The sequence below is a fragment of the Chromobacterium amazonense genome (genome assembly GCF_001855565.1).
Taxonomy (GTDB): domain Bacteria; phylum Pseudomonadota; class Gammaproteobacteria; order Burkholderiales; family Chromobacteriaceae; genus Chromobacterium; species Chromobacterium amazonense.
This window is the reverse complement of sequence record NZ_MKCR01000004.1, coordinates 1-20,774: the sequence shown is the minus strand read 5'-3', so window position 1 is coordinate 20,774 and position 20,774 is coordinate 1. Positions and strand designations below refer to the sequence as shown.

Annotated in this window: 27 protein-coding genes and 4 tRNA genes; 17 read left to right on the top strand and 14 right to left on the bottom strand. The window is 64.3% G+C overall.

Translation table 11 applies throughout. The features are described 5' to 3' along the window. Positions 1-86: 86 nt before the first annotated feature. Positions 87-851 carry a HesA/MoeB/ThiF family protein gene (locus BI343_RS03235; protein ID WP_071108642.1) on the top strand — a complete coding sequence of 255 codons (765 nt, stop codon included), beginning with the start codon at positions 87-89 and terminating at the stop codon, positions 849-851. A gap of 79 nt (positions 852-930) precedes the next feature. Next, complete coding sequence (locus BI343_RS03230; RefSeq protein ID WP_071108641.1) at positions 931-1,257, top strand: hypothetical protein; 327 nt, start codon at positions 931-933, stop codon at positions 1,255-1,257. 138 nt (positions 1,258-1,395) lie between these two features. Here the strand turns inward: BI343_RS03230 and BI343_RS03225 are convergent, their stop codons facing one another. From BI343_RS03225 to BI343_RS03205, 5 genes are all read right to left on the bottom strand, one after another. After that, a complete protein-coding gene (locus tag BI343_RS03225) occupies positions 1,396-1,881 on the bottom strand; it encodes a peroxiredoxin family protein (protein ID WP_071108640.1) in 486 nt (161 codons plus the stop codon). Positions 1,882-1,901: 20 nt separating this feature from the next. Next, complete coding sequence (locus tag BI343_RS03220; protein WP_043624021.1) at positions 1,902-2,315, bottom strand: acyl-CoA thioesterase; 414 nt, start codon at positions 2,313-2,315, stop codon at positions 1,902-1,904. A gap of 27 nt (positions 2,316-2,342) precedes the next feature. Beyond that, positions 2,343-2,720: a VacJ gene (locus tag BI343_RS03215; RefSeq protein ID WP_071108639.1), complete on the bottom strand. Its 378-nt coding sequence runs from the start codon at positions 2,718-2,720 to the stop codon at positions 2,343-2,345. A gap of 13 nt (positions 2,721-2,733) precedes the next feature. Next, entirely contained in the window at positions 2,734-3,576 is an 843-nt protein-coding gene (locus tag BI343_RS03210; protein WP_071108638.1) for an energy transducer TonB, read from the bottom strand. A gap of 89 nt (positions 3,577-3,665) precedes the next feature. Further along, on the bottom strand, positions 3,666-4,133 hold the full coding sequence (locus BI343_RS03205) for a Dps family protein (protein WP_071108637.1): 468 nt from the start codon (positions 4,131-4,133) through the stop codon (positions 3,666-3,668). Between the two features lie 76 nt (positions 4,134-4,209). Between BI343_RS03205 and BI343_RS03200 the strand changes: the two genes are divergently transcribed. Further along, entirely contained in the window at positions 4,210-4,506 is a 297-nt protein-coding gene (locus BI343_RS03200; protein WP_043624029.1) for a DUF167 domain-containing protein, read from the top strand. Here the strand turns inward: BI343_RS03200 and BI343_RS03195 are convergent. Then, positions 4,500-4,943: an FxsA family protein gene (locus BI343_RS03195; RefSeq protein WP_071108636.1), complete on the bottom strand. Its 444-nt coding sequence runs from the start codon at positions 4,941-4,943 to the stop codon at positions 4,500-4,502. The genes BI343_RS03200 and BI343_RS03195 overlap by 7 nt on opposite strands. 31 nt (positions 4,944-4,974) lie before the next feature. Between BI343_RS03195 and cutA the strand changes: the two genes are divergently transcribed. From cutA to BI343_RS03155, 8 genes are all read left to right on the top strand, one after another. Continuing rightward, complete coding sequence (gene cutA / locus BI343_RS03190; protein WP_071108635.1) at positions 4,975-5,295, top strand: divalent-cation tolerance protein CutA; 321 nt, start codon at positions 4,975-4,977, stop codon at positions 5,293-5,295. A gap of 126 nt (positions 5,296-5,421) precedes the next feature. After that, positions 5,422-5,497 (top strand) — tRNA-Lys (locus BI343_RS03185). Positions 5,498-5,534: 37 nt separating this feature from the next. Further along, positions 5,535-5,610, top strand: a tRNA-Lys gene (locus BI343_RS03180). A gap of 80 nt (positions 5,611-5,690) precedes the next feature. Beyond that, positions 5,691-5,766: transfer RNA gene (locus BI343_RS03175), tRNA-Lys, on the top strand. Between the two features lie 36 nt (positions 5,767-5,802). Beyond that, positions 5,803-5,878, top strand: a tRNA-Lys gene (locus tag BI343_RS03170). 255 nt (positions 5,879-6,133) lie between these two features. Further along, positions 6,134-6,715, top strand: coding sequence for a biliverdin-producing heme oxygenase (locus tag BI343_RS03165; RefSeq protein WP_071108634.1), 582 nt, complete (start codon positions 6,134-6,136; stop codon positions 6,713-6,715). Beyond that, complete coding sequence (locus tag BI343_RS03160; RefSeq protein ID WP_071108633.1) at positions 6,712-7,092, top strand: YbaN family protein; 381 nt, start codon at positions 6,712-6,714, stop codon at positions 7,090-7,092. The genes BI343_RS03165 and BI343_RS03160 overlap by 4 nt, the downstream gene beginning before the upstream one ends. Before the next feature lie 165 nt (positions 7,093-7,257). Further along, complete coding sequence (locus tag BI343_RS03155) at positions 7,258-7,587, top strand: hypothetical protein (RefSeq protein WP_103317479.1); 330 nt, start codon at positions 7,258-7,260, stop codon at positions 7,585-7,587. Positions 7,588-7,613: 26 nt separating this feature from the next. Here BI343_RS03155 and BI343_RS03150 read toward each other — a convergent pair whose 3' ends face one another. Next, entirely contained in the window at positions 7,614-8,201 is a 588-nt protein-coding gene (locus tag BI343_RS03150; protein WP_071108631.1) for a DUF4124 domain-containing protein, read from the bottom strand. Next, positions 8,201-8,845: an orotate phosphoribosyltransferase gene (pyrE, locus tag BI343_RS03145; RefSeq protein ID WP_071108630.1), complete on the bottom strand. Its 645-nt coding sequence runs from the start codon at positions 8,843-8,845 to the stop codon at positions 8,201-8,203. The genes BI343_RS03150 and pyrE overlap by 1 nt, the downstream gene beginning before the upstream one ends. Before the next feature lie 75 nt (positions 8,846-8,920). Between pyrE and BI343_RS03140 the strand changes: the two genes are divergently transcribed. Further along, positions 8,921-9,697, top strand: coding sequence for an exodeoxyribonuclease III (locus tag BI343_RS03140; protein ID WP_043624051.1), 777 nt, complete (start codon positions 8,921-8,923; stop codon positions 9,695-9,697). Continuing rightward, positions 9,697-10,293, top strand: coding sequence for an alpha/beta hydrolase (locus BI343_RS03135; RefSeq protein ID WP_071108629.1), 597 nt, complete (start codon positions 9,697-9,699; stop codon positions 10,291-10,293). Before BI343_RS03140 ends, BI343_RS03135 begins: the two co-directional genes overlap by 1 nt. Positions 10,294-10,363: 70 nt before the next feature. Here BI343_RS03135 and BI343_RS03130 read toward each other — a convergent pair whose 3' ends face one another. Further along, positions 10,364-11,203, bottom strand: a complete 840-nt coding sequence (locus BI343_RS03130) for a sulfurtransferase (protein ID WP_071108628.1) — start codon at positions 11,201-11,203, stop codon at positions 10,364-10,366. Between the two features lie 180 nt (positions 11,204-11,383). Here BI343_RS03130 and BI343_RS03125 point away from each other — a divergent pair, with 180 nt between their 5' ends. Next, entirely contained in the window at positions 11,384-13,033 is a 1,650-nt protein-coding gene (locus BI343_RS03125) for a methyl-accepting chemotaxis protein (protein ID WP_052246718.1), read from the top strand. Positions 13,034-13,040: 7 nt separating this feature from the next. Here the strand turns inward: BI343_RS03125 and BI343_RS03120 are convergent, their stop codons facing one another. Next, on the bottom strand, positions 13,041-13,439 hold the full coding sequence (locus tag BI343_RS03120) for an HIT family protein (protein WP_071108627.1): 399 nt from the start codon (positions 13,437-13,439) through the stop codon (positions 13,041-13,043). Between the two features lie 247 nt (positions 13,440-13,686). On the opposite strand from BI343_RS03120, the gene paeA reads away from it, so the two are divergent. From paeA to BI343_RS03105, 3 genes are all read left to right on the top strand, one after another. After that, a complete protein-coding gene (gene paeA / locus BI343_RS03115; RefSeq protein ID WP_043624064.1) occupies positions 13,687-15,003 on the top strand; it encodes a polyamine export protein PaeA in 1,317 nt (438 codons plus the stop codon). A 131-nt stretch (positions 15,004-15,134) separates the two neighbouring features. Then, positions 15,135-15,377, top strand: a complete 243-nt coding sequence (locus tag BI343_RS03110) for a hypothetical protein (protein ID WP_043624067.1) — start codon at positions 15,135-15,137, stop codon at positions 15,375-15,377. A gap of 200 nt (positions 15,378-15,577) precedes the next feature. Then, positions 15,578-17,221, top strand: coding sequence for a glycosyl hydrolase family 18 protein (locus tag BI343_RS03105; RefSeq protein WP_244886557.1), 1,644 nt, complete (start codon positions 15,578-15,580; stop codon positions 17,219-17,221). A 60-nt stretch (positions 17,222-17,281) separates the two neighbouring features. Here the strand turns inward: BI343_RS03105 and BI343_RS03100 are convergent, their stop codons facing one another. The 4 genes from BI343_RS03100 to BI343_RS03085 form a co-directional block, all read right to left on the bottom strand. After that, a complete protein-coding gene (locus BI343_RS03100; RefSeq protein WP_071108625.1) occupies positions 17,282-17,806 on the bottom strand; it encodes a cysteine hydrolase family protein in 525 nt (174 codons plus the stop codon). Positions 17,807-17,846: 40 nt separating this feature from the next. Next, positions 17,847-18,122, bottom strand: a complete 276-nt coding sequence (locus tag BI343_RS03095) for a Rossmann-fold NAD(P)-binding domain-containing protein (protein ID WP_071108624.1) — start codon at positions 18,120-18,122, stop codon at positions 17,847-17,849. Between the two features lie 22 nt (positions 18,123-18,144). Continuing rightward, positions 18,145-19,254: a DNA polymerase III subunit beta gene (gene dnaN / locus BI343_RS03090; protein WP_071108623.1), complete on the bottom strand. Its 1,110-nt coding sequence runs from the start codon at positions 19,252-19,254 to the stop codon at positions 18,145-18,147. A 114-nt stretch (positions 19,255-19,368) separates the two neighbouring features. Next, a partial coding sequence (locus BI343_RS03085) for a DUF3400 domain-containing protein (protein WP_139165628.1) occupies positions 19,369-20,774 on the bottom strand: 1,406 nt, incomplete at its 5' end.

Below are 20,774 nucleotides of genomic sequence, written 5' to 3'. Positions count from 1 at the left end.
GGCGCGCCTTGTTTCAGGCGTTTGCTCGTCGCAAATCGTTTATCGACGCCAGCCCAGGGGCTGGCGTTTTGCATTGGGAGCCTCATATGGAATCCGAGCACGATCTCGACGACGCGGCGCTGCTGCGCTACAGCCGCCACATCCTGCTGCCGGAGATCGACATCGTCGGCCAGCGCCGCCTGCTGGCGGCGCGGGCGCTGATCGTCGGCGCCGGGGGATTGGGTTCGCCGGTTGCCTTGTACCTGGCCAGCGCCGGCGTCGGCCGCATCACCATCGTCGATGACGACACGGTGGAACTGTCCAATTTGCAGCGCCAGATCGCGCACGATACGGCGAGCCTGGGGCAGGGCAAGGCCGAGTCGGCGGCGCGTCGCATGCTGGCCTTGAATCCATCGATTGAAGTCCGGCCGATGGCCGAGCGGCTGTCGGGCCAGCGATTGATGGACGAAGTGGCGGCGCACGATCTGGTGCTGGATTGCAGCGATAATTTCGCCACCCGCCACGCCGTCAACCGCGCCTGCATGGCCGCCAAGGTGCCGCTGGTGTCCGGCGCGGCGGTGCGCTTCTCCGGCCAGCTGGCGGTGTTCGACCGCCGCGACGCCGCCTCGCCGTGCTACCACTGCCTGTTTCCGGACGAGGGGGAGGCCAGCGATGGCCCATGCGCCACTTTCGGCGTGCTGTCGCCCTTGGTAGGGGTGATAGGCAGCCTGCAGGCGGTGGAGGCGGTCAAGCTGCTCTCCGGCATCGCGCCGGCGCTGGGCAAGCTGACGCTGTACGACGCGCTGGGCGGCGGCTTCAAGCAGATCCGCGTGCCGCGCGATCCAGCTTGCGCGGTATGCGGGGGCGCGTGAACTTGTGATCTGACCAGCTTTCTGTTGTTATTATTCGTTTGGTATTTTTTAGTGACGATGAATAAAGGAGAGCGGTGTGATGGAACGTAGCATCCAGGCGCAGCTGGACAGGCTGCACCGCCAGGCGCAAGCGGCGCAGAGCGAGGGACAATCCGCCTTGGAGGATGGTGTGGATGAGGCAGGTTGGAGGCCAGTGGTTGATTTGTTGGACGATTTGTACGCCATGGCTGATGACATCGATGAAGCCATCCAGCGGCATCCGACGATGCCGGACGCGACTAAGCGTGATTTTCGACAGCAGGTAGCAAAAGCGGTTTATGGCGCTTATCTTCCTGTCCATCTGAAGATCCAGTCGGGAACGAATTACAAGCTGCCTAGACGGTGGGAGCCGAGGACCAAAATCTGAAGGGCCGTAGGGCGGAAGCCCGGCTTTTAGCCGGGAGTTCCGCCGAGGTGGCTAGGTTAGGCGGGCGGCGGAACGCCCCGATTTCCTCGCGCCGCTACGCTTGCCGCGCTCGGTCAGGGGCTTCCGCCCTACAGGGGATTACAGCTGCTGCTGGATCAGCTTGCGCACTTCGGGGAAGTTCATCACCCCGACGTAGCGCTTGATGATGTTGCCCTGCTTGTCGATCAGGAAAGTGGTGGGCGCCAGCTGGATGTCGCCGAAAGCCTTGGCCACATCGCCCTGGGTATCCAGCGCGACGAAGAAGGGCAGCTCGTTCTTGGCGACGAAGCTTTGCACGTAGTTGGGCGGGTCGTAGCTCATCGCCACCGCCAGCACGTTCAGCCCCTTGCCGGCGTACTCCTGATGCAGCTTCTTGATCTCCGGCATTTCCTCGACGCAGCCCGGGCAACTGGTGGCCCAGAAGTTCACCAGCACCACTTTGCCTTTCAGCGCCGAGGTGCTGGTGGTGACGCCCGCCAGCGAGGTCAGTTTCACCTCCGGCGCGGCCTGGCGCGCGAACAGCACGGTGTAGACGACGCCGGCCACGATCAGCAGCGCCGCCAGGATCAGCAAACCTTTCTTCATCTCGCGTTCCCGCCTTCGTTTCAGGCCGACTGGGCCTGTATCAATTCCAGCGCGTCCTTCAACGGGCCTTCCAGCACCACGGCCTTGCCGGCGCGGGTGTCGAACACCACGAAGGTGACGTCGGCCTGGGCGACCAGCGTGTCCGTGCCGTCCAGCAGCACGCGCTGGTGGATCACCGCGCTGCGGTTGCCTATCGACTTGACGGCGGTTTCAATCAGCAGCATTTCGCCCATGGTGGCCGGGCGCGCGTAGTCGATATTGATGTTGACCACGGCGAGGCCTAGGCCGCTTTGCAGGAATTGCGCCAGCGTGCCGCTGTCCTCGAAGCAGTTCCAGCGCGCTTCCTCGAGAAACTCCAGGTAGCGCGCGTTGTTGACGTGGCCGAACAGGTCCAGATGATAGCCGCGGACCTTGATCCGGGTGTGGTGTGCCATGTGTTTCCCCTTTGTTGTGTGTGGCGATTAGACGCCGCGGCCGTCCAGGTCCAGCGGCACGAAGGCTTCGCGCTCCAGCGGCTCCGGCGCCAGGTCGGTCAGCACCGAATGGATTTCCAGCTTGAACCATTGCTGGAACAGATTCGGACTGATGTTTTGCGGCCACAGGCTTTGGTCCTCGCACCAGTCGGCGAGTTCTGCCTCGAACAGCTGGCGGTAGCTTTGCAGCACGAAGCGGCGCGCGCTGTCGTAGTCATCCGCGGGCGGAATCAGCAGCGCGTTGCAATCGGCGGCCAGCGTCTCCAGCGTCAGCTGCGGGTCGATGGCGCCGGGCAGGCTCTTGAGCCAGGCGAGAAACGGCGCCTGCGGGCGCAATAGCGCGAGACTGCGGTTGACTTCAAACATGATGCATCCTTGTTCAATGGCTGGACAACAGATTGTCGCGGGTGAAAACGAATTTCTGGCTGATGCGCAGCGTCGGGTTGCGCGCAGCCAGCGATGACGGAAACGGCGCGAACGGCGAGGCCAGTTCGACGATGCGCTGGGCGGCCTGGTCCAGGACCGGCGTGCCGGACGAGCGGCTGACGCGCATGCCATGCAGGCTGCCGTCGGCCGCTATCGTCACCTCCAGCGTCACTGCGCCATGCAGGCCGAGGCGGCGCGCCTCGTCCGGATAATTCAGATTGCCGATCCGCTCCACCTTCAGCCGCCAGTCCGCCTGGTAGCGCGCCCAGGCATAGCCGCGCGCGGCTTCGCCGAGATTGCTGCCCGCCTGGCCGCTTTCCTGGTCGTTGTCGGCCGCGGCGTTGTCGCCGCTGCGCGACAGCGCCCCGACCTGGGCCAGCAGCGAGCCGGTGCTGACCGTCGCGCTTGGCGGCGTCGATGCCAGCTGCGCCGCGTTGGGCGTCGCGCGGGTGATGGGCGTGAGCGGCGCGGTTTGCTGTTGCGGCGGCGGCGCGGGGGAGGCGGCCGGTTTCGGGGTATCGCTGCGGCTGATCAGCTGGCGTGGGGCCACGGTATTGCCGGCACCCGGGCGGTTGTCTTCAGCGACCCGCTCGGTCACCGGCGCGGCGGGGGCAGGCAGATGCCGTGGCCGCAGGCTGATCTGCAGCGGGCCGGAGGCGGCCGGAGGCGGCGCGGACGGCGCCGCGCCAAACAGGCTCAACAGCGCGGCGTGCGCCAGCAGCGACACGCCCGCCATCAGCCACAGCGGACGGTTGTTGGGCGCGAGGGGGCGAGAGCGGTGCAGATGGTCGGCCATGTAAAGTTTCCGGACTTTGCCGGAGTGTAGCACGGACGCGCGCGAAAACGCCGCGCGGGGCGCGGCGTCGGGCGGCGTGCGGCGGACGCTTATTTTTCCAGCAGGCTGCGCAGCATCCAGGCGGTTTTCTCGTGGACTTGCAGGCGCTGGGTCAGCAGGTCGGCGCTGGGTTCGTCGCTGGCGCGCTCGACGACTTCGAAGATGCTGCGGGCGGTGCGACAGATGGTTTCGTGGCCTTCCACCAGCTGGCGGATCATGTCATCTGCCTTGGGCGGCGCGCCGGCGGCTTCCGGAATGGAGGTCAGGCGGGCGTAGTCGGCATAGCTGCCCGGCGCGTAGTGGCCCAGCGCGCGAATGCGCTCGGCGATGGCATCGACCGCCAGCGACAACTCGTTGTACTGGGTCTCGAACATCAGGTGCAGGGTGTTGAACATCGGCCCGGTGACGTTCCAGTGGAAGTTATGGGTTTTCAGGTACAGGGTGTAGCTGTCGGCCAGCAGATGGGACAGGCCATCTGCGATGTGTTGGCGGTCTTGCTCGTTGATGCCGATATCCATACTTTTCTCCGGTGTGGCGGCCGTGCAGCTTGGCCGCGTTTTGGTCTACACTCCCCGTTTTTGACAGGAAATGGCGATGAAACCTTGGTTGTCGTGCCAAGCCGGCCGCGTGCGCTTGACGCTGCATGTGCAGCCTGGCGCCAAGAAGACCGAAGCGGCTGGCGAGCATGGCGACTGCCTGAAGATCCGCCTGGCCGCGCCGCCGGTGGACGGCAAGGCCAACGCCGCGCTTTTGGCCTGGCTGGCGGAGCGCTTTGGCGTGGCCAAGCGCGATGTTTCGCTGTTATCCGGCGACAAGAACCGGCACAAGGTGGTGGAGATCCAGTGCGATCTCGACGCCGCCGCGGTGCTGGCCTTGTTCGGTGTTCACTGAATGCGGCGGCCCGGCGGCGTTTGCTCGTCCACCCGGCTGTACTCGCCTTCTATGATGTCGCTGTTGCCTGCCGGCGCTGCGCTGGGACCGGCGCTGGGCGTGCGCAGCTGGATATCCGGTCCTTTCAGCGGCAGCAGCAGCAGCAGGATGGCGGCGATGTCGCTGAGCAGGCCAGGCAGCAGGAACAGCAGGCCGGCCAACGCATAGCGCAGCGGCCACAATAGAGAATACAGCGAGACCTTGTCGCCCTGGCGCATCACGCTGCCCAAGGTCAGCAAGGCGCCGAGTTTCTGGTTGCGCAGCATCCACAGGCCGAGCAGCGAGGACAGCAGCACCAGCAGGAATACCGCCAGTCCGCCGATGTGATCGGCCAGCGCCACCAGCGCGGCGATTTCGGCGAACGGGTAGATCAGCAACAACAAGGGGAGTGCGCGCATCGTGAATTCTTTTCCATCTGACGAATGTTTAATGGTTGTCTGCAATGTACCCGATTCGCAGCTGGCGGGACAGATTGCGGCAACGCTGGTCGGCGAGCGGCTGGCCGCTTGCGTCAATATTCTGGCGCCTTGCCGTTCGGTATACCGCTGGCAGGGCGCGGTGGAGCAGGCGGACGAGGTGCCGCTGTTGATCAAGACCCGCCGCGACGCCTATCCGGCGCTGGAGGCGAGGCTGCTGCAGCTGCACCCGTACGATGTGCCGGAAATCATCGCCTTGCCTGTTGCATCGGGCTTGCCCGCTTATCTGACATGGGTATCGGACAGCGTGGTTTCAAGGGGCGGAGCAGCTTGATTTCCTGTTGACCTATGACTGTCGATGCAGCGCTTTCGTTCCCGCCTAGTCTGGGATGCTGAAAAAAATCTTTGCGTTAGGCTTGACTGCAATAAAGCGTTTCATTATAGTTGCGGTCTCTCGCTTGGGTCGTTAGCTCAGCTGGTAGAGCAGCGGACTTTTAATCCGTTGGTCGCAGGTTCGAATCCCGCACGACCCACCAGAGAAAACTTGATATAGTGCATTAGCATGTCCCGGACGGGTCGTTAGCTCAGTTGGTAGAGCAGCGGACTCTTAATCCGTAGGTCGAGTGTTCGAGCCACTCACGACCCACCATCCAGACAAGCTTTCGTCTATCAGCCATGCTGATGGGTGGCCGATTCAAGTTCATTTCTGTTGTCAATGCAGTTTAGGATGGGTCGTTAGCTCAGTTGGTAGAGCAGCGGACTCTTAATCCGTAGGTCGAGTGTTCGAGCCACTCACGACCCACCACCATCCCTGCATACCCCCGACACGGCATTACCCTATGGGTCGTTAGCTCAGCTGGTAGAGCAGCGGACTTTTAATCCGTTGGTCGCAGGTTCGAATCCCGCACGACCCACCAAGAATTCACGCGCCAGGCCCGATCCTCTGATCGGGCCTTTTGCTTTTCTGTTTCTCGAGTCGATTTGCTTCTATTGCCTTCATGCCGCCTGGCCTGCCTTGCGCCAGGGCGATGCGGGAGGCGGGCGAATTCCTGCTTTTGATAATAAATAAAAATGGTTATCATTACGTTTTGTGCGTCGGCCGACCTGCCTCCGCCAGCGCATCACTTTCCTTCCCGCCGGCGGCGGGAGGCGATTCAACAGGAAATCCCAGAATGAGCAGCGTAATCGACACCACCCGCACCCAGGATCTGAAAGCCCGCACTCACGCCACCCATGACCAGCTGGACCAGCGCATCATGGCCAATCAGCCTTTCGCCAACCGCGAGAATTACAGCCGCTTCCTGGAGGCGCAGTACCGCTTCCTGCGCGATGCCGACGCTTTGTATGACAATCCCGAGCTGGCGGCGCTGTTCCCGGACTTGGCCGAGCGCCGCCGCTACCACAGCATCGCCGCCGACCTGGCCTATCTGGGCCGGCCGCTGCCGCAGCTGCAGGATGCGCCGATCAGCGAAACCCTGGACGTCGCCACCGCGATGGGCTGGCTGTATGTGGTGGAAGGCTCCAAGCTGGGCGCCGCCATCCTGTATAAGCTGGCCGGCAAACTCGGATTGGACGAGCACTGCGGCGCCCGCCACCTGGCCGGTCATCCGGATGGCCGCGCCCGCCACTGGCGCGCTTTCACCGCCGTGCTGGACGGCCTGCAGCTGGATGAGGCGGCGGAGGCCCGCGTCACCGCCGGCGCGGTGGCGGCCTTCGCTTGCATGAATGGCCATCTGGACCAGGTGTACGCTTGAGCCCTGGGCAGTATCCGGCGGTGCGCTGGTTTTACCTGCTAAGCGGCGTCTTGATGGTCGGACTGGGCGTGATCGGCGCGCTGTTGCCAGTGATGCCCACCACCATTTTCCTGATCCTGGCGCTGGCTTGTTTCAGCAAATCGTCGCCGCGGCTGGAGCAGCGGCTGCTGGACCATCCGCGCTTCGGCCCCGGCCTGCGTCGCTGGCGCGAACAGCGTATCGTGCCCGCGCGCGCCAAATGCTTCGCCGCGCTGGGCATGGGGGCCGGATTCGTCGCCCTGTTGCTGGCCAGGCCGCCGCACTGGGTGCCATGGCTGGTGGCGGCGATCGAGCTGTCGGTGCTGCTGTATCTGCTGAGCCGGCCGTCGAAGCCCTAGGGGCTGTTGACGTTTGGTGAGCGGTCGCGCCGGGCGCAAACGTAATCCACCCAGCACACTTCAACAGCCCCTAAGAATGCGCGGCGAAGATACAAGCATGTCGTCAAAAGCGGGCTTGCCGCATAATGTCGGCTTGGCGGCCGTTTGGCCGAAGAAGGGGAAACCATGAAGATGCTGACGAAGAGCGGGCTGTTGCTGGCGGCCCTGTGGTCTGGCGCCGCGCTGGCGCAAACCGTCGATGAGCAATTGCTGGCGGCGCAGATGGCGTTTCAGCAGGCGGAGAGCCAGCAGCGAACGGCCGACAAGCGATTGAAGGACGCGCAGGACGCCAAGGCGTTGGCCGAACAAAAACTCGCCGGCGCCCAGGCGGCCTTGGACAAGGCCAGCGCCGATCTGAACGAGGCCACCACGGCCCAGGGCAACGCGCAGCAGACCTTGCAGCAGGCTACCCAGGCGCTGCAACAGGCCTGGCAGCGCAAGGAAGGCGGGCAATAATCGCCGCGCAAGCCTGACGAGCCGCGCTATTTGCCGCTGAGCTGGCGGTAGCGCTGTAGGTCCTGCTGCATTTTCTGCTGGTAGTTGTTGATTTCGGCGCGCTTGGACGCCATCAGGGCCTGCAGGTCTTTCTGTTCGCGTTGCAGCACTTGCAGATTGTGCAGCGTGGCGGCGGGCGGTTTTTGATGCTGCTTGTTGTGCTGTTCCAGGTCTTGCTGCAAGTCGCGCTGCTGGATGGCCAGGCCCTGGGCGCGCAGCTCCAGCGCGCGATAGGCCGACTGCAGAACGGAGAGCTGCTTTTCGCGGTCGGCCTGCAGCTCCGCCAGCGTGGAGTAGCTCTGCACCAGCGCCTGGTCATGGCGCGCGGCATCCTGCTGCTTTTGCAGCAGCTGCCTGGCGGCGGCGGCCGAGGCTTCGCGGCTTTGGCGCTGCGCCTCGGTTTCGGCCGGCTTTTTTACCATGCCCTGCTTGCTCAGCTGCGCCACGCCGCGGCTTTGACCTTGCAGCGGCGGCGCGTCGCTATAATGCGTCTTGCCGGACTCGTCCACCCATTTGTACACGTCGGCGTGAGCCAGCGAATACAACAGCAGCAGCAATCCGGCAAGCGCTTTCATCAGTAGTCGACTCCGTACTGGGCGCGATAGGCGCGCACCGCGTCGAGGTGGGCGGCCAGCTCCGGGCTGTTTTCCAGGAAGCCCAGCACGTCTTTCAGCGTGGCGATGGCCACGACCGGCAGGCCGTGTTGCTGCGCCACTTCCTGCACCGCGGACAATTCGCCCTGGCCGCGCTCCATCCGGTCCAGCGCGATGGCCACGCCGGCAGGGGTGGCGCCGGCGGCGCGGATCAGCTCCACCGATTCGCGCACCGAGGTGCCGGCGGAAATCACGTCGTCTATGATCAGCACCTTGCCCTGCAGCGGCGCGCCGACCAGCGTGCCGCCTTCGCCGTGGTCCTTGGCCTCCTTGCGGTTGTAGGCGAACGGCACGTTGCGGCCCTGTTCGGCCAGCGCCATGCCGGCGGCGGCTGCCAGGATGATGCCCTTGTAGGCCGGGCCGAACAGCATGTCGAACTGAACCTGGCTGTTCAGGATGGACTGGGCGTAGAAGCGCGACAGCTTCAGCGTGGATTCGCCATCGTTGAACAGACCGGCGTTGAAGAAGTACGGCGATTTGCGTCCCGCCTTAGTGATGAACTCGCCAAACTTCAAAACCTGCTTGTCGAGCGCAAAACGAATAAACTCTTGACGGAAATCGCTCATCTTTACTCCTTGATGAAATCGTTAACTGTTTGAATGGCGGCTTAAATTGCCGCAAGCATACCACGGGAGACCCCCTTGCTTCGAATCGTTTCCGCCAATTTGAATGGCATCCGCTCTGCGGACAAGAAAGGCTTTTTCGACTGGCTGGCCACCATCCGCGCCGACTTCGTCTGCGTGCAGGAACTGAAGGCGCAGGCCGGCGATCTGTCGGACCGGATGCGCAATCCGGACGGCCTTACCGGCTATTTCCATTATGCAGAGAAGAAGGGCTATAGCGGCGTGGGTCTGTATACGCGCCACCAGCCGGATGCGGTGGTGGAGGGGCTGGGCGTGGACTGGATCGATGCCGAAGGCCGTTTCCTGCAACTGGATTTAGGCAATCTGTCCGTCATTTCGCTGTATTTGCCGTCCGGCTCCAGCAGCGATGAACGGCAGCAGGTGAAGTTCGATTTTCTCGATGTGTTCATGCCGCATCTGGAGAAGCTGAAGGCGGCCGGCCGCGACATCGTGATCTGCGGCGACTGGAACATCGCCCACAACGAGATCGACCTGAAAAATTGGAAGGGCAATCTGAAGAACTCCGGCTTCCTGCCGGAGGAGCGCGCCTGGATGACCGACCTGTTGGGCCGCGTCGGCTGGCGCGACGTGTGGCGCAATCTGTATCCGGATGCGCCGGGCTATACCTGGTGGAGCAACCGCGGCCAGGCCTACGCCAAGGATGTGGGCTGGCGCATCGACTACCACATCGTCACTCCCTCGTTGATGGAGCTGGCCGAGTCCGCCAGCGTGTACAAGGACGAGAAATTCTCCGACCACGCGCCGCTGATCGTGGACTACCGCCGGGAGCTGTGATGTGGGACGACGATGACGTCACGCTGCTGACGGTGCCGGGCTGGGGCAATTCCGGCGACACGCACTGGCACGGCTACTGGGAAAAAACCTATCCGCTGGCGCGCCGCGCGGAGCAGCGCGACTGGCTATACCCGACCCGCGACGAATGGGTGGCCGGTCTGGCCGCGGCGGTGGCGGAGATTCCGGGGAAACTGGTGATCGCCGCCCACAGTCTGGGCTGCCATACGACGGTCGCCTGGCTGCTGCAGGCCACGCTGCTGGAGCAGCGCAAGGTGAAGGGCGCGCTGCTGGTGGCGCCGCCGGCGATTCCGCTGACCGACGAGCGCGCCCGCGCCAGCGGCGAACTGCCGGACGGCGCGCCGCTGCCGACTTTCGCCGGCTTCGAAACGCTGCCGGAGCGCAAGCTGCCGGTGCCGGCGCTGTTGGTGGCCAGCCGCGATGATCCGTTCTGCGAGTTCGAGGAAGCGCGGCGGATGGCCGCGCTGTGGGGCGCGGAATTCGTCGACGGCGGCATGGCCGGCCACATGGGCAGCCACGCCGGCCTGGGCAGCTGGCCGGCCGGGCAGCGCCTGCTGCAGCGGCTGATCCTGGGGTAGCGGTGAGCCTGTCCCCGCGCGGTTGCGATGGAGAGCCAGGCCAGGCCGGGCTTTCTTTATGGCGCGCAGGTCAGCGCGCCACCGGCCGCGCCGGGTCGCTGCACCACTCGCTCCAGGAGCCGGGGTAGAGCCGGCTGCCGGGTAGGCCGGCGATCTCCATCGCCAGCAGATTGTGGCAGGCGGTGACGCCGGAGCCGCATTGGTGGACGATGGCGGCGGGATCGAAACCTTGGCCCAGCAGCGCCTCCCATTCCGCGCGCAATTGCGCGGCCGGCTTGTAGCGCTGTTCGGCGTCCAGATTATTCATGAAGAAGCGGTTGGCGGCGCCCGGTATGTGGCCGCCCACCGGGTCTATCGTCTCGCCCACGCCGTGGAAGCGCTCATTGCTGCGGGCGTCCACCACAGTGAAGGCCGGCGTTTGCAGATTGGCCAGCACGGCGTCGGCATCGACGGTTGCCGCCAGCGACGGCCGGATGGCGAAGCGGCGCGAGCGGCGGGCCGGCGGCGCTTGATCCAGCGGCAGGCCGGCGGCTAGCCAAGCCTTCAGGCCTCCATCCAGCACCGCGGCCTTCTCATGTCCCAGCCAGCGCAGCAGCCACCAGGCGCGCGCGGTGTATTGGCTGGGACCGTCGTCGTAGGCTACCACTTGCGTTGCCGCATCCACCCCTATCGCGCCCAGATCCACCGCCAGCCGCTGGCCATCCGGCAAGGGATGTCGGCCGTTGCGGCCGTTCTTGCTGGAGGACAGGTGGTAGTCCAGATGCAGGTAGTGGGCGCCGGGCAAATGCCCTTGCTCATAGGCGGCGTGGCCGTAGTCGGGATTGTCCAGCTGGAAACGGCAGTCCAGCACCACCACCTCGGCAGGCGGCAGGCTGGACAATTGTTCCGGCGTGATCAGCGTGGTGTACATGGCGTTTTCAGCGTAATCGTTGGACGTTCAGGCTACTGGCAGGATGTGAATTCTGGCAAGTGTGCTAAAACATTAACATTCTTCATTTCGATTGTTTAATTGGCAGAGTAAGCTGAGATGACAGGCTGTCGCCATGTTCAGGGGCCGCCAATCAAAACAATCCATTATTGGGGATGGACCATGTTTAACGCTTTGACTATCGGCCAGCGCATTCTGCTGCTGGCATGCAGCTTGCTGCTCGCCATGTTTGTGCTGGGCGGCGGCACCTGGTGGACGATGAATAATCTAGAGGCGGAACTGAAGGTGCTGGTCAATGAAAAGATCGCCTTCCGCCATCAGTTGGACCGCATGCAACGCACCATGATGCAGATCCGCCAGGACGAGAAGAATATCTTCATCAGCATAGGCAACCCGGCGAACACCGATCAGAGCATCCAGACCAATAAGCAAGCCCTGGACAAGAGCATCGCCAAGTTGCGAGATCAGGTGGGCGAAGCCAAGGCCATGGCGATGGCCGGCGATCATCAGGCGGAGTTCGACGGCGTGCTGTCCGGCCTGGATGGCTACGCCCAGGGCATGGCGGGGCTGTACCAGAAAATAGAAAAGGGTGAAATTACCGCGGCCAATGTCGCCGACGCCAATATCATGCCTTTCAAGCCCAAGCTCTACGCGGCGCGGGACACTTTGATCAAGCTGCGCGAACTCGCTGACAACACCGCGAAAGAATCCGAAGACGCCATGGTGGCGGCGATGGAGCGCGCCGCCGCTTTCCTGTTGACGCTGTTGCTGGCGGTGCTGCTGGCCGGCGCGGCATTAGCCTGGGTGATCACCCGCTCCATCACCAAGCCGCTGGATTCGATGCAGGAGCGCATGCGCTTTGCGGCCGAGCATAACGACCTGACAGTGAAGATAGAGCAGCATGGCCGCGACGAGGTCAGCGAAACCGGCCGCGCGCTGGCGCAGCTGCTGGGCAATCTGCGCGCCTTCATCGACCGCACCCGGCAAGATTCCAACCAAGTCAACTCCACAGCGGCCTCGCTGTCGCAGGTATCGCAGCGCATCGCCGAGGCGTCGCGGCAGCAGACCGACGCCTCATCGTCTACCGCCGCGGCGGTGGAGCAGATGACGGTCAGCATCAATCTGGTGGCCGAGCACGCGGTGGAAATGGCCAACGAGGCGCGCAGCAGCATGCAGGAGGCGGTCAGCGGCAGCCAGGTGGCCGGCGACGCCGCCAGGGAAATGCAGGAAATCGCGCGGGTGATAGGCGAGTCCGAGACGGTGATCAATTCGCTGAACCAGCGTTCCGACGAGATCGGCAATATCGTAGAGGTGATCCACGAAATCGCCGAGCAGACCAATCTATTGGCGCTGAACGCTGCGATTGAAGCCGCGCGCGCCGGCGAAATGGGCCGCGGCTTCGCGGTGGTGGCGGACGAAGTGCGCAAGCTGGCCGAGCGCACCGCTCAGGCCACCGGCGAGATTTCGTCCAAGATCCAGGCGGTGCAAGGCGACACCACCACCGCCGTCACCAGCATGCGCGAGGCCGCCAAGCGGGTGGGCAGCGGCGTGACGCTGAGCGAACAGGTCAGCGAGAAGTTGGCCCAGATACGCGAGCTGTCGTCTGGTCTGCTGGAAAAAACCAGCGAGATCGCCGGCGCGATGCGCGAGCAGAGCACCGCCAGCAACGACGCGGCCAAGAATGTGGAGCGCATCGCCAGCATGGGCGTGGAGAACGGCCAGTCCGTCGAATCCTCGTCCGAGATGGCGCAACAGCTGTCGCAGCTGGCGCATGGACTGGATCAGGCGATCAGCCGTTTCCGCACCGCCTGAGCGGGCATCAGCCGGCCAGCGCGGCGCGCAATTGCGCGGCCAGCTCCGGCAGGCCGTGATCGGCGCTGGCGCGGCGCGGCGCGGCCCAGATCGGGCTGGGGAAGTGGGCGTCGTCGGCAAAGCGCGGAATCACATGCCAGTGCAGATGCGGCACCATATTGCCTAGGCTGGCCAGGTTGATCTTGGCCGGCCGCATCACCCGGCGCAGCGCCGTCTCGGTGCGGTAGACCCAATCCATCAGGTGCTGGCGTTGATCGGGCGGGAGATCGGTCATCTCGGCGACATGGCCGCGCCAGATCACGCGGCAGAAGCCGGGATAGCCGGGCTCGTCGACCAGAAGCACCCGCAGCCAGGCGTCTTCGAACAGCAGCTCGCCGGCGGGAGCCTGACACAATTCACAATCCATGATGCGTTTCCTGTTGCTATCGTGGCGTCGATTCTACCCCCGCTATGCGCAATGGGGCAGTCATGGCGGTCTGTTATACTGACAGAGTGGGCGTTGCGGCGCTCCATCCAGCCCGGCAGCGCATCTGCGTCAAGGCGCGTCCGCGCCAACCGTACCATCATGACGGCTGGGCGGCGCGGGATCGGGTTCGGTCGACGGCGCCAAGCGCCGGCAGGCGTTCCAGAACCATAAACAGTCGGGAATCAAAGTGAGTTTTGCCAATAGTCTTTTTGTCATTGGGCTGCTGATTGCGGCCAGCGCCTTTTTCTCGGTGTCGGAAATCTCTCTGGCCGCCGCGCGCAAGATCAAGCTGCGCCAGCTGGCGGAGGAGGGCAATGCCAACGCCGAGCGGGTGCTGGAGCTGCAGGAACAGCCGGGGCACTTTTTCACCGTGGTGCAGATCGGCCTGAACGCCGTGGCCATCCTGGCCGGTATCCTGGGCGAGGCGGCCTTCACGCCGTATTTCTCCGCCATGCTGCATCTGGTGTCGCCTGCGCCATGGGTGGAGCATCTGAGCTTCATCCTGTCCTTCGTCACAGTTACCTCCTTGTTCGTGTTGTTCGCCGACCTGATGCCCAAGCGTCTGGGCATGGTGGCGCCGGAGCGCATCGCGCTGCTGGTGGTGCGGCCCATGCTGTTCTGCGTGCGGGTGTGCAGCCCGCTGGTGTGGCTGTTCAACGGCCTGGCCAATGTGTTTTTCCGCCTGTTCGGCGTGCCCACCGGCCGGCCGGACGATCTCACCTCGGCCGATATCGTGGCGATGATGGACGCTGGCGCCGAGGCGGGCGTGTTGCAGCAGCGCGAGCATCATTTGATCGAAAACGTGTTCGAGCTGGAAAGCCGCACAGTGCCGTCGTCGATGACCGCCCGCGAAAGCATCATTTACTTCACGCTGCATGAGGACGAAGCCAGCATCAAGCAGAAGATCGCCGAACATCCGCATACCAAGTTTCTGGTGTGCGACGGCGTGATCGACTCGGTGATCGGCTATGTCGATTCCAAGGACATCCTGATGCGGCTGATCAACCAGCAAAGCCTGTCGATGAAGCGCGAGCTGACGATACGCAATGTGCTGATCATCCCGGATTCGCTGACCCTGTCCGAGCTGCTGGAGCGCTTCAAGGCCTCGCGCGAGGACTTCGCGGTGGTGATGAACGAATACGCGCTGGTGGTGGGGGTGATCACCCTCAACGACGTGATGAGCACGGTGATGGGCGACCTGGTCAGCCAGTTCCAGGAGGAGCAGATCGTCAAGCGCGACGAGCGCTCCTGGCTGGTGGACGGCGCCACGCCGGTGGAAGACGTGCTGCGGGCGCTGGATATCGAGGCGTTCCCGGATGATGAGAATTACGAAACCATCGCCGGCTTCATGATGTACATGCTGCGCAAGATTCCCAAACGGACCGACAACGTGGAGTTTGAAGGCTACAAGTTTGAAGTGGTGGACATCGACAATTACCGCATCGACCAGCTGCTGGTGACGCGGATACCGCCGGCGGTGGCCGAGGTCGAATCCGCCCGCTGATATTACGATTGGTTACACCCGCTTACATGGGACTCACAGACGGAATAGGGCGGCCTGCCTAAGATGAGTCCAAGGATGCGCCGAGTGGCGCTCCAGACAACAATCCCCTACCTGGATTCGGGAGACTGACCATGAAAAAACTGACCGCCCTCCTGTTGGCCGCTGCCCTGGGCCTGACCTCCGTCGCCACCTACGCCGCGGACGCTTCCGCTCCGGCCGCCAAGGCTGCCGCGCCGGCGCACCACAAGCATCATCACAAGAAGCATGCCAAGAAGGCCAGCTCCGCTCCGGCCGCGCAAAAGGCCCAGGCTGCGAAAAAGCACCATCACCACAAGCATCACAAGAAGCCGCACCACGCTAAAAAGGCGGGCTAAACGGTCGGGTCCATCTCGATAACAGCAAAAAGGAGGCGCGAGCCTCCTTTTTTGTTGCCTGGCTTCTACTCCAGACCATCTGACCTAAATGACAGGTAGTTTACTTTCTCCTTGTATTCTGCAGTGGGACTTTCGATTCTGATACCAATGTAATACCACATGCTGCGTTCAGCATCGGGTTTGCAGGGTCAGGGCGCCGCATGCGCCGCATCATCATCGAATCGAGGAGAATCACCATGCTGCATTTCCCCTTGTCGCGCACACTGCTGGCTATCGGCGCCGCCTTCGCGTTGACCCAGGCGGTTTGGGCCGCGCCCAGCTGCTCGCCGTGGAGCAGCTCCCAGGTTTACAACGCCGGCGATTACGCCACTTTCAGCGGCAAGACCTGGCGCGCCAGCTGGTGGACCCAGGGCGAACAGCCGGGCAGCAGTCAATGGGGCGCCTGGCAGGAGCGCCCGGCCAGCGAGTGTTCGCCGGCAGATCCGGGCCAGCCCAGCAGCGGCGTGCCGCCGGAACCCACCCCGACCGTGGGCCGCAATGTCGGCTCCTACTTCGCCCAGTGGGGCATCTACGACCGCAACTACAAGGTCTTCAACTTGGTGAAGTCCGGCGGCGACAAGCAACTGACCTTTCTCAACTACGCGTTTGGCAATGTCTACGCCGACGGCAAGTGCGGCATGGTGACCCGCGCCGAGAACGGCAATGGCGATGGAGGCGACGCCTGGGCCGACTATCAGCGCGCCTTCGCCGCCAACGAGTCGGTGGACGGCAAGGGCGACAACTGGAACGATCCGCTGCGCGGCAACTTCAATCAGCTGCGCAAGCTGAAGCTGGCCAACCCGCAACTGAAGGTGCTGATCTCGCTGGGCGGCTGGACCTGGTCTAAGAACTTCGGCAAGTTCGCCGCCACCGACGCCGGCCGCAAGGCGATGGTCAGCTCGTGCATCGACCTCTACATCAAGGGCAATCTGCCGGTGGGCGAGAACGCCGGCGGACAGGCGGCGGCGCTCGGCGTGTTCGACGGCTTCGACATCGATTGGGAATACCCGGGCGGCGGCGGGCTGCCGACCAATACCGTCGATCCCAACGACAAGCAGAACTACACGCTGCTGATGGCCGAGTTCCGCAACCAGCTGAACGCGCTGTCCACGGCCAACAAGCGCCGCTACTACCTGACCGCCGCCATCGGCTCAGGCGTCGACAAGATCCGCAACACCGAGCCGGCCGCCTACAGCAGCTATCTCGACTGGATCAACGTGATGACCTACGACTTCCACGGCGGCTGGGACGCCAAGGGGCCGACCAACTTCCAGTCCAACCTCTACCGCGATCCGGCCGCGCCGGTGACTGGCGACCAGGTTTATTACACCGTCGACGACGCGGTGAAAACCCTGGTGAACGCCGGCGTGCCGCGCGCCAAGATCAACGTCGGCCTGCCGTTCTACGGCCGCGGCTGGGCGGGCGTCGCCGCCGGTCCGAAGGGGGACGGCCTGTACCAGGTGGCCACCGGCCCGGCCAAGGGCACCTACGAGCAGGGCATCGAGGATTACCGCATCCTGGTGAAGCGCAGCGCCAAGCAGTTCAACAGCCCGGTGGCCAAGCAGCTGTGGACCTACGACGGCAATGAGTTCTGGAGCTATGACGATCCGGCCACCATACGCGGCAAGCTCGACTACGTGCGCTCGCAACAGCTGGGGGGCGTATTCAGCTGGTCGCTGGACGGCGACGACGCCCAGGCTACGCTGCTGAAGACCAGCGCGGAGGTGCGCCTGGACGTCGCCACCGCCGCCAAGCGTCGCGCGGAGGCCGCAGCCGCGGCGAAAGCCAAGGCGGTGAAGAAGTAAGCAGGCGCGGATGAGAAGACGGCGGGGCTTGCCCCGCCGTTTTTCATGGCCTGCCCGGATTCACAGCTCGGCCGCCGACAGCACCCGCAGCGGCTGCGGGGTGGCGCTGCAGGCGCCCCATGCGGCGTTGAAGTGGTCTATCACCTGTTCGCCGCTGAGCGCGAAGGCGCTGACCGTGGTGTGGGCGTCGCCGATGACGGTGACCTGGTAGCCGCGCGACACCGCGTTGCGCAGCGTGCTGTCCACGCAGAAATCGGTGGCGGCGCCGCCTATCCACAGCTTGCTGACGCCGTGAGCTTGCAGCAGCTGCGCCAGATCGGTTTCGCAGAAGCTGTCGCCGTAGCGCTTGAATACGAGCAGGTCGCCGTCTTGCCGCGCCAGCTTGGGATGCAGCTGCCAAGCGGCCGAGCCATGCGGCAGATCGTCTTCCTCATGCTGGACGAAAATCACCGGCATGCCGCGCTGGCGGGCCTTGGCGATGGCGAGGTTGAGCTTGTCTAGCACCGAATCGAGACGGGCGGCGCGCAACTCGCCTTCGACGACGCCGACTTGGACGTCGATGATCAACAGGGCGGTATCGGGCATGTTTATTCTCCAGTGAGTGGGCGCGCCTGGGCGCGGCGCTTCAGATCAAAGCTTGCTGATTCAGCATATGCATGGCTAGACCGGCGCGGCTGCAGGCGGCCATGTCGATATTGCGCGCCAGCCAGGCGTCGTCCTCCGTCGTGCGCTCGCGGATCGGCAGCTGCGCCTCGGCCTGCGCCAGGGCCTCGTCGGCGTCGGGCGCGCGGGACAGGTCGCCCAGGCTGCGGCAGGCGTAGGCGGAGTCTTGCTGCAGTTCGGCCAGTTGCGCGCCGATGCGCTGGTAATCGTCGGGAATCAGCAGCGGGATGACGCACATGGGGTTCTCCTAAGGTAGTCGTTCAACCGCGCAGCGGCATCGCCAGATACAGAAAGTGCGGATCCTCTGGGTTGGTGACCAGCAAGCCGCGCTGGCCCGCGCCGAGGCCGAAGCGCAGATGCTCGGCGGGAAGGTGGCTCAGCACGTCCAGCACGTCCAGCAGGTATTGCAGATTGAAGCTGGCGTCTAGCGGTTCGCCCTGCCAGTCGGCGGGCAGAATCTCTTCCGCCTCTTCGCGCTCAGCGTTGCGGCAGCGCAGCGCCAGCTGTCCGGGGCGGACCGCCAGCTCCAGTTGGCGGATCTTGGCGTGCGCCAGCACCGCCACCCGCTGCACGGCTTGCAGCAAGGCCTGGCGGGGCAGGGTCAGTTCGCAGTCATGTTTGTCCGGCAACAGGCGCAGGTAATCCGGCGCGCGGGCATCCACCAGCTTGCAGCGCAGCCGCGTGTCGCCCAGCCGGCAGTCGAGCTGGCGAGCGCCCAGCATCAGCACTATCGTTTCGTCCTGATCGGCCAGCAGTTTGGCCAGCTCCAGCGCGGCCTTGCGCGGCAGCAGCATTTGCCGCGGCGCTTGCGCCTGCGGCAGCGGGTAGCGCTGCAAGGCTAGGCGGATGCCGTCGGAGGCGATCAGCCGCAGCGCCTCGCCATCGAGTTGCAGCAATAGCGCGTTCAGGTAGGGCCGGATGTCGTGGTCGGCCATGGCATAGAGGATTTGGCCAAGCTTGCGCTTCAGCTCGCCTTGGCTCAGCGCCAGGTCGCTTGTGGCGTCGTCGTCGGCCGCCAGCAAGGGGAAGTTTTCGGCCGGCAGGGTTTGCAGCTGGAAGCGGCTGCCGGCGGCCTGCAGCAGCAATTGGCTGCCCTGCTGTTTCAGCTGCAGCTCGCAGCCGGCGGGCAGCGCGCGCAGGATGTCTAGCAGCTTGCGCGCCGGCACGCATAGCCGGAAGGTTTGTTCGGCATGGGCTTTGCGCTGGCTTTCCACCTGGATGTCCAGATCGCTGGCGGTGAAGGCGAGCGTTTCGCCGTCGGCTTGCAGCAGGGCGTGGGACAGGATGGGCAGGGTGTGGCGGCGCTCCACCACGCCGCAGACAGTGGCCAGCGGCGAGAGCAGGGCATCGCGGTCGGTGCGCAGCAGCATGGTCGGATTTCCGCGGCAGTTCAATCCGCCATTTTATCGCGACGTACTATGTTGATGTGCTTGTATTGGGTGGGCCCCGGCCAGAGCAGTGCACGGATCGGCCGGGGCTGGCGCTTATAAAAGCACCCGCTCGATGCCGCCGTCGCGCGCGCGGGCGACGTATTCCGGCAGCCAGTTTTCGCCCAGGATGTGACGGGCGATCTCCACCACGATGTAGTCGGCCTCGGTGCCGGTGTCGTCGTTGTAGCGCGACAGGCCCTGCAGACAGGACGGGCAGGATGTCAGGATCTTCACCGGTTTGACTGGCGGCTGGCCGCCGGTCAGCGCCGCCAGGTTCTTGTTGATTTCTTCCTCCTTGCGCGCGCGCACCTGGGTGGCGATGTCCGGCCGGCTGGCGGCGAAGGTGCCGGCCTCGCCGCAGCAGCGGTCGGTCAGCGGCACGCCGCCGCCCATCAGCTCGTTGACCACCTTCAGCGGCTGGTGGGTCTTCATCGGCGTGTGGCAGGGGTCGTGATACAGATACTGCTGGCCCTGGATGCCGTCCAGCTTCACGCCTTTCTCCATCAGGTATTCGTGGATGTCGATGACGCGGCAGCCGGGGAAGATGTCCTCGAAGCGGTAGTGGGCCAACTGGTCGAAGCAGGTGCCGCAGCTGACCACCACGGTCTTGATGTCCAGGTAGTTCAGCGTGTTGGCGACGCGGTGGAACAGCACGCGGTTCTCGGTGGTGATGGCGTCGCCCTTGTCCTGGTAGCCGGCGCTGGTCTGCGGATAGCCGCAGCACAGGTAGCCGGGCGGCAGCACGGTCTGCGCGCCGACGTGCCACAGCATGGCCTGGGTGGCGAGGCCCACTTGGCTGAACAAGCGTTCCGAACCGCAGCCGGGGAAGTAGAACACCGCTTCGGCGTCTTCCGCGGCCTTGGGGTTGCGGATCACGGGCACCACGTGCGGATCTTCCACGTCCAAGAGCGCGCGGGCGGTTTTCTTGGGCAGGCCGCCCGGCATCGGCCGGTTGATGAAGTGGATCACTTGCTGCTTGATCGGCGCCGGGCCGACGGTGGACGGCGGCTGTTTCTTTTGTCCGCCCAATAAGCCCAGCCGCTTGCCGACCTGGTTGCCCAGCCGCTGCGCCTTGTAAGCGACGCCGACCAGGCCGGCGCGCAGGGTTTTGACCGTGGCCGGGTCCTTGGCGGTGAGGAAGGCCATGCCCAGCGCGGTGCCGGGATTGAACTTCTTCTGGCCGGACTTGCGCAGGAAGTTGCGCATCGCCACCGACACGTCGCCGAAATCGATCTTGACAGGGCAGGGTTTGACGCAGCGGTGGCACACCGTGCAATGGTCGGCCACGTCGGACAGTTCTTCAAAATGTTTGAGGCTGACGCCGCGGCGGGTCTGCTCCTCGTACAGGAAGGCCTCGGTCAGCAGGCCGACGCCGAGGATCTTGTTGCGAGGGCTGTACAAGAGGTTGGCGCGCGGCACATGGGTGGAGCACACCGGCTTGCACTTGCCACAGCGCAGGC

Bases quoted from the DNA above. Each gene is read 5' to 3' on its own strand.
- BI343_RS03200 (WP_043624029.1), top strand. From the start codon at position 4,210: ATGAAACCTTGGTTGTCGTGCCAAGCCGGCCGCGTGCGCTTGACGCTG.
- BI343_RS03100 (WP_071108625.1), bottom strand. From the start codon at position 17,806: ATGCCCGATACCGCCCTGTTGATCATCGACGTCCAAGTCGGCGTCGTC.
- BI343_RS03095 (WP_071108624.1), bottom strand. From the start codon at position 18,122: ATGTGCGTCATCCCGCTGCTGATTCCCGACGATTACCAGCGCATCGGC.
- cutA (WP_071108635.1), top strand. From the start codon at position 4,975: ATGGTTGTCTGCAATGTACCCGATTCGCAGCTGGCGGGACAGATTGCG.
- BI343_RS03110 (WP_043624067.1), top strand. From the start codon at position 15,135: ATGAAAAAACTGACCGCCCTCCTGTTGGCCGCTGCCCTGGGCCTGACC.
- BI343_RS03135 (WP_071108629.1), top strand. From the start codon at position 9,697: ATGTGGGACGACGATGACGTCACGCTGCTGACGGTGCCGGGCTGGGGC.
- BI343_RS03150 (WP_071108631.1), bottom strand. From the start codon at position 8,201: ATGAAAGCGCTTGCCGGATTGCTGCTGCTGTTGTATTCGCTGGCTCAC.
- BI343_RS03120 (WP_071108627.1), bottom strand. From the start codon at position 13,439: ATGGATTGTGAATTGTGTCAGGCTCCCGCCGGCGAGCTGCTGTTCGAA.
- BI343_RS03235 (WP_071108642.1), top strand. From the start codon at position 87: ATGGAATCCGAGCACGATCTCGACGACGCGGCGCTGCTGCGCTACAGC.
- BI343_RS03165 (WP_071108634.1), top strand. From the start codon at position 6,134: ATGAGCAGCGTAATCGACACCACCCGCACCCAGGATCTGAAAGCCCGC.
- BI343_RS03230 (WP_071108641.1), top strand. From the start codon at position 931: ATGGAACGTAGCATCCAGGCGCAGCTGGACAGGCTGCACCGCCAGGCG.
- BI343_RS03205 (WP_071108637.1), bottom strand. From the start codon at position 4,133: ATGGATATCGGCATCAACGAGCAAGACCGCCAACACATCGCAGATGGC.
- BI343_RS03155 (WP_103317479.1), top strand. From the start codon at position 7,258: ATGAAGATGCTGACGAAGAGCGGGCTGTTGCTGGCGGCCCTGTGGTCT.
- BI343_RS03210 (WP_071108638.1), bottom strand. From the start codon at position 3,576: ATGGCCGACCATCTGCACCGCTCTCGCCCCCTCGCGCCCAACAACCGT.
- BI343_RS03220 (WP_043624021.1), bottom strand. From the start codon at position 2,315: ATGGCACACCACACCCGGATCAAGGTCCGCGGCTATCATCTGGACCTG.
- dnaN (WP_071108623.1), bottom strand. From the start codon at position 19,254: ATGCTGCTGCGCACCGACCGCGATGCCCTGCTCTCGCCGCTGGCCACT.
- BI343_RS03130 (WP_071108628.1), bottom strand. From the start codon at position 11,203: ATGTACACCACGCTGATCACGCCGGAACAATTGTCCAGCCTGCCGCCT.
- BI343_RS03225 (WP_071108640.1), bottom strand. From the start codon at position 1,881: ATGAAGAAAGGTTTGCTGATCCTGGCGGCGCTGCTGATCGTGGCCGGC.
- pyrE (WP_071108630.1), bottom strand. From the start codon at position 8,845: ATGAGCGATTTCCGTCAAGAGTTTATTCGTTTTGCGCTCGACAAGCAG.
- BI343_RS03105 (WP_244886557.1), top strand. From the start codon at position 15,578: ATGCGCCGCATCATCATCGAATCGAGGAGAATCACCATGCTGCATTTC.
- BI343_RS03195 (WP_071108636.1), bottom strand. From the start codon at position 4,943: ATGCGCGCACTCCCCTTGTTGTTGCTGATCTACCCGTTCGCCGAAATC.
- BI343_RS03215 (WP_071108639.1), bottom strand. From the start codon at position 2,720: ATGTTTGAAGTCAACCGCAGTCTCGCGCTATTGCGCCCGCAGGCGCCG.
- BI343_RS03125 (WP_052246718.1), top strand. From the start codon at position 11,384: ATGTTTAACGCTTTGACTATCGGCCAGCGCATTCTGCTGCTGGCATGC.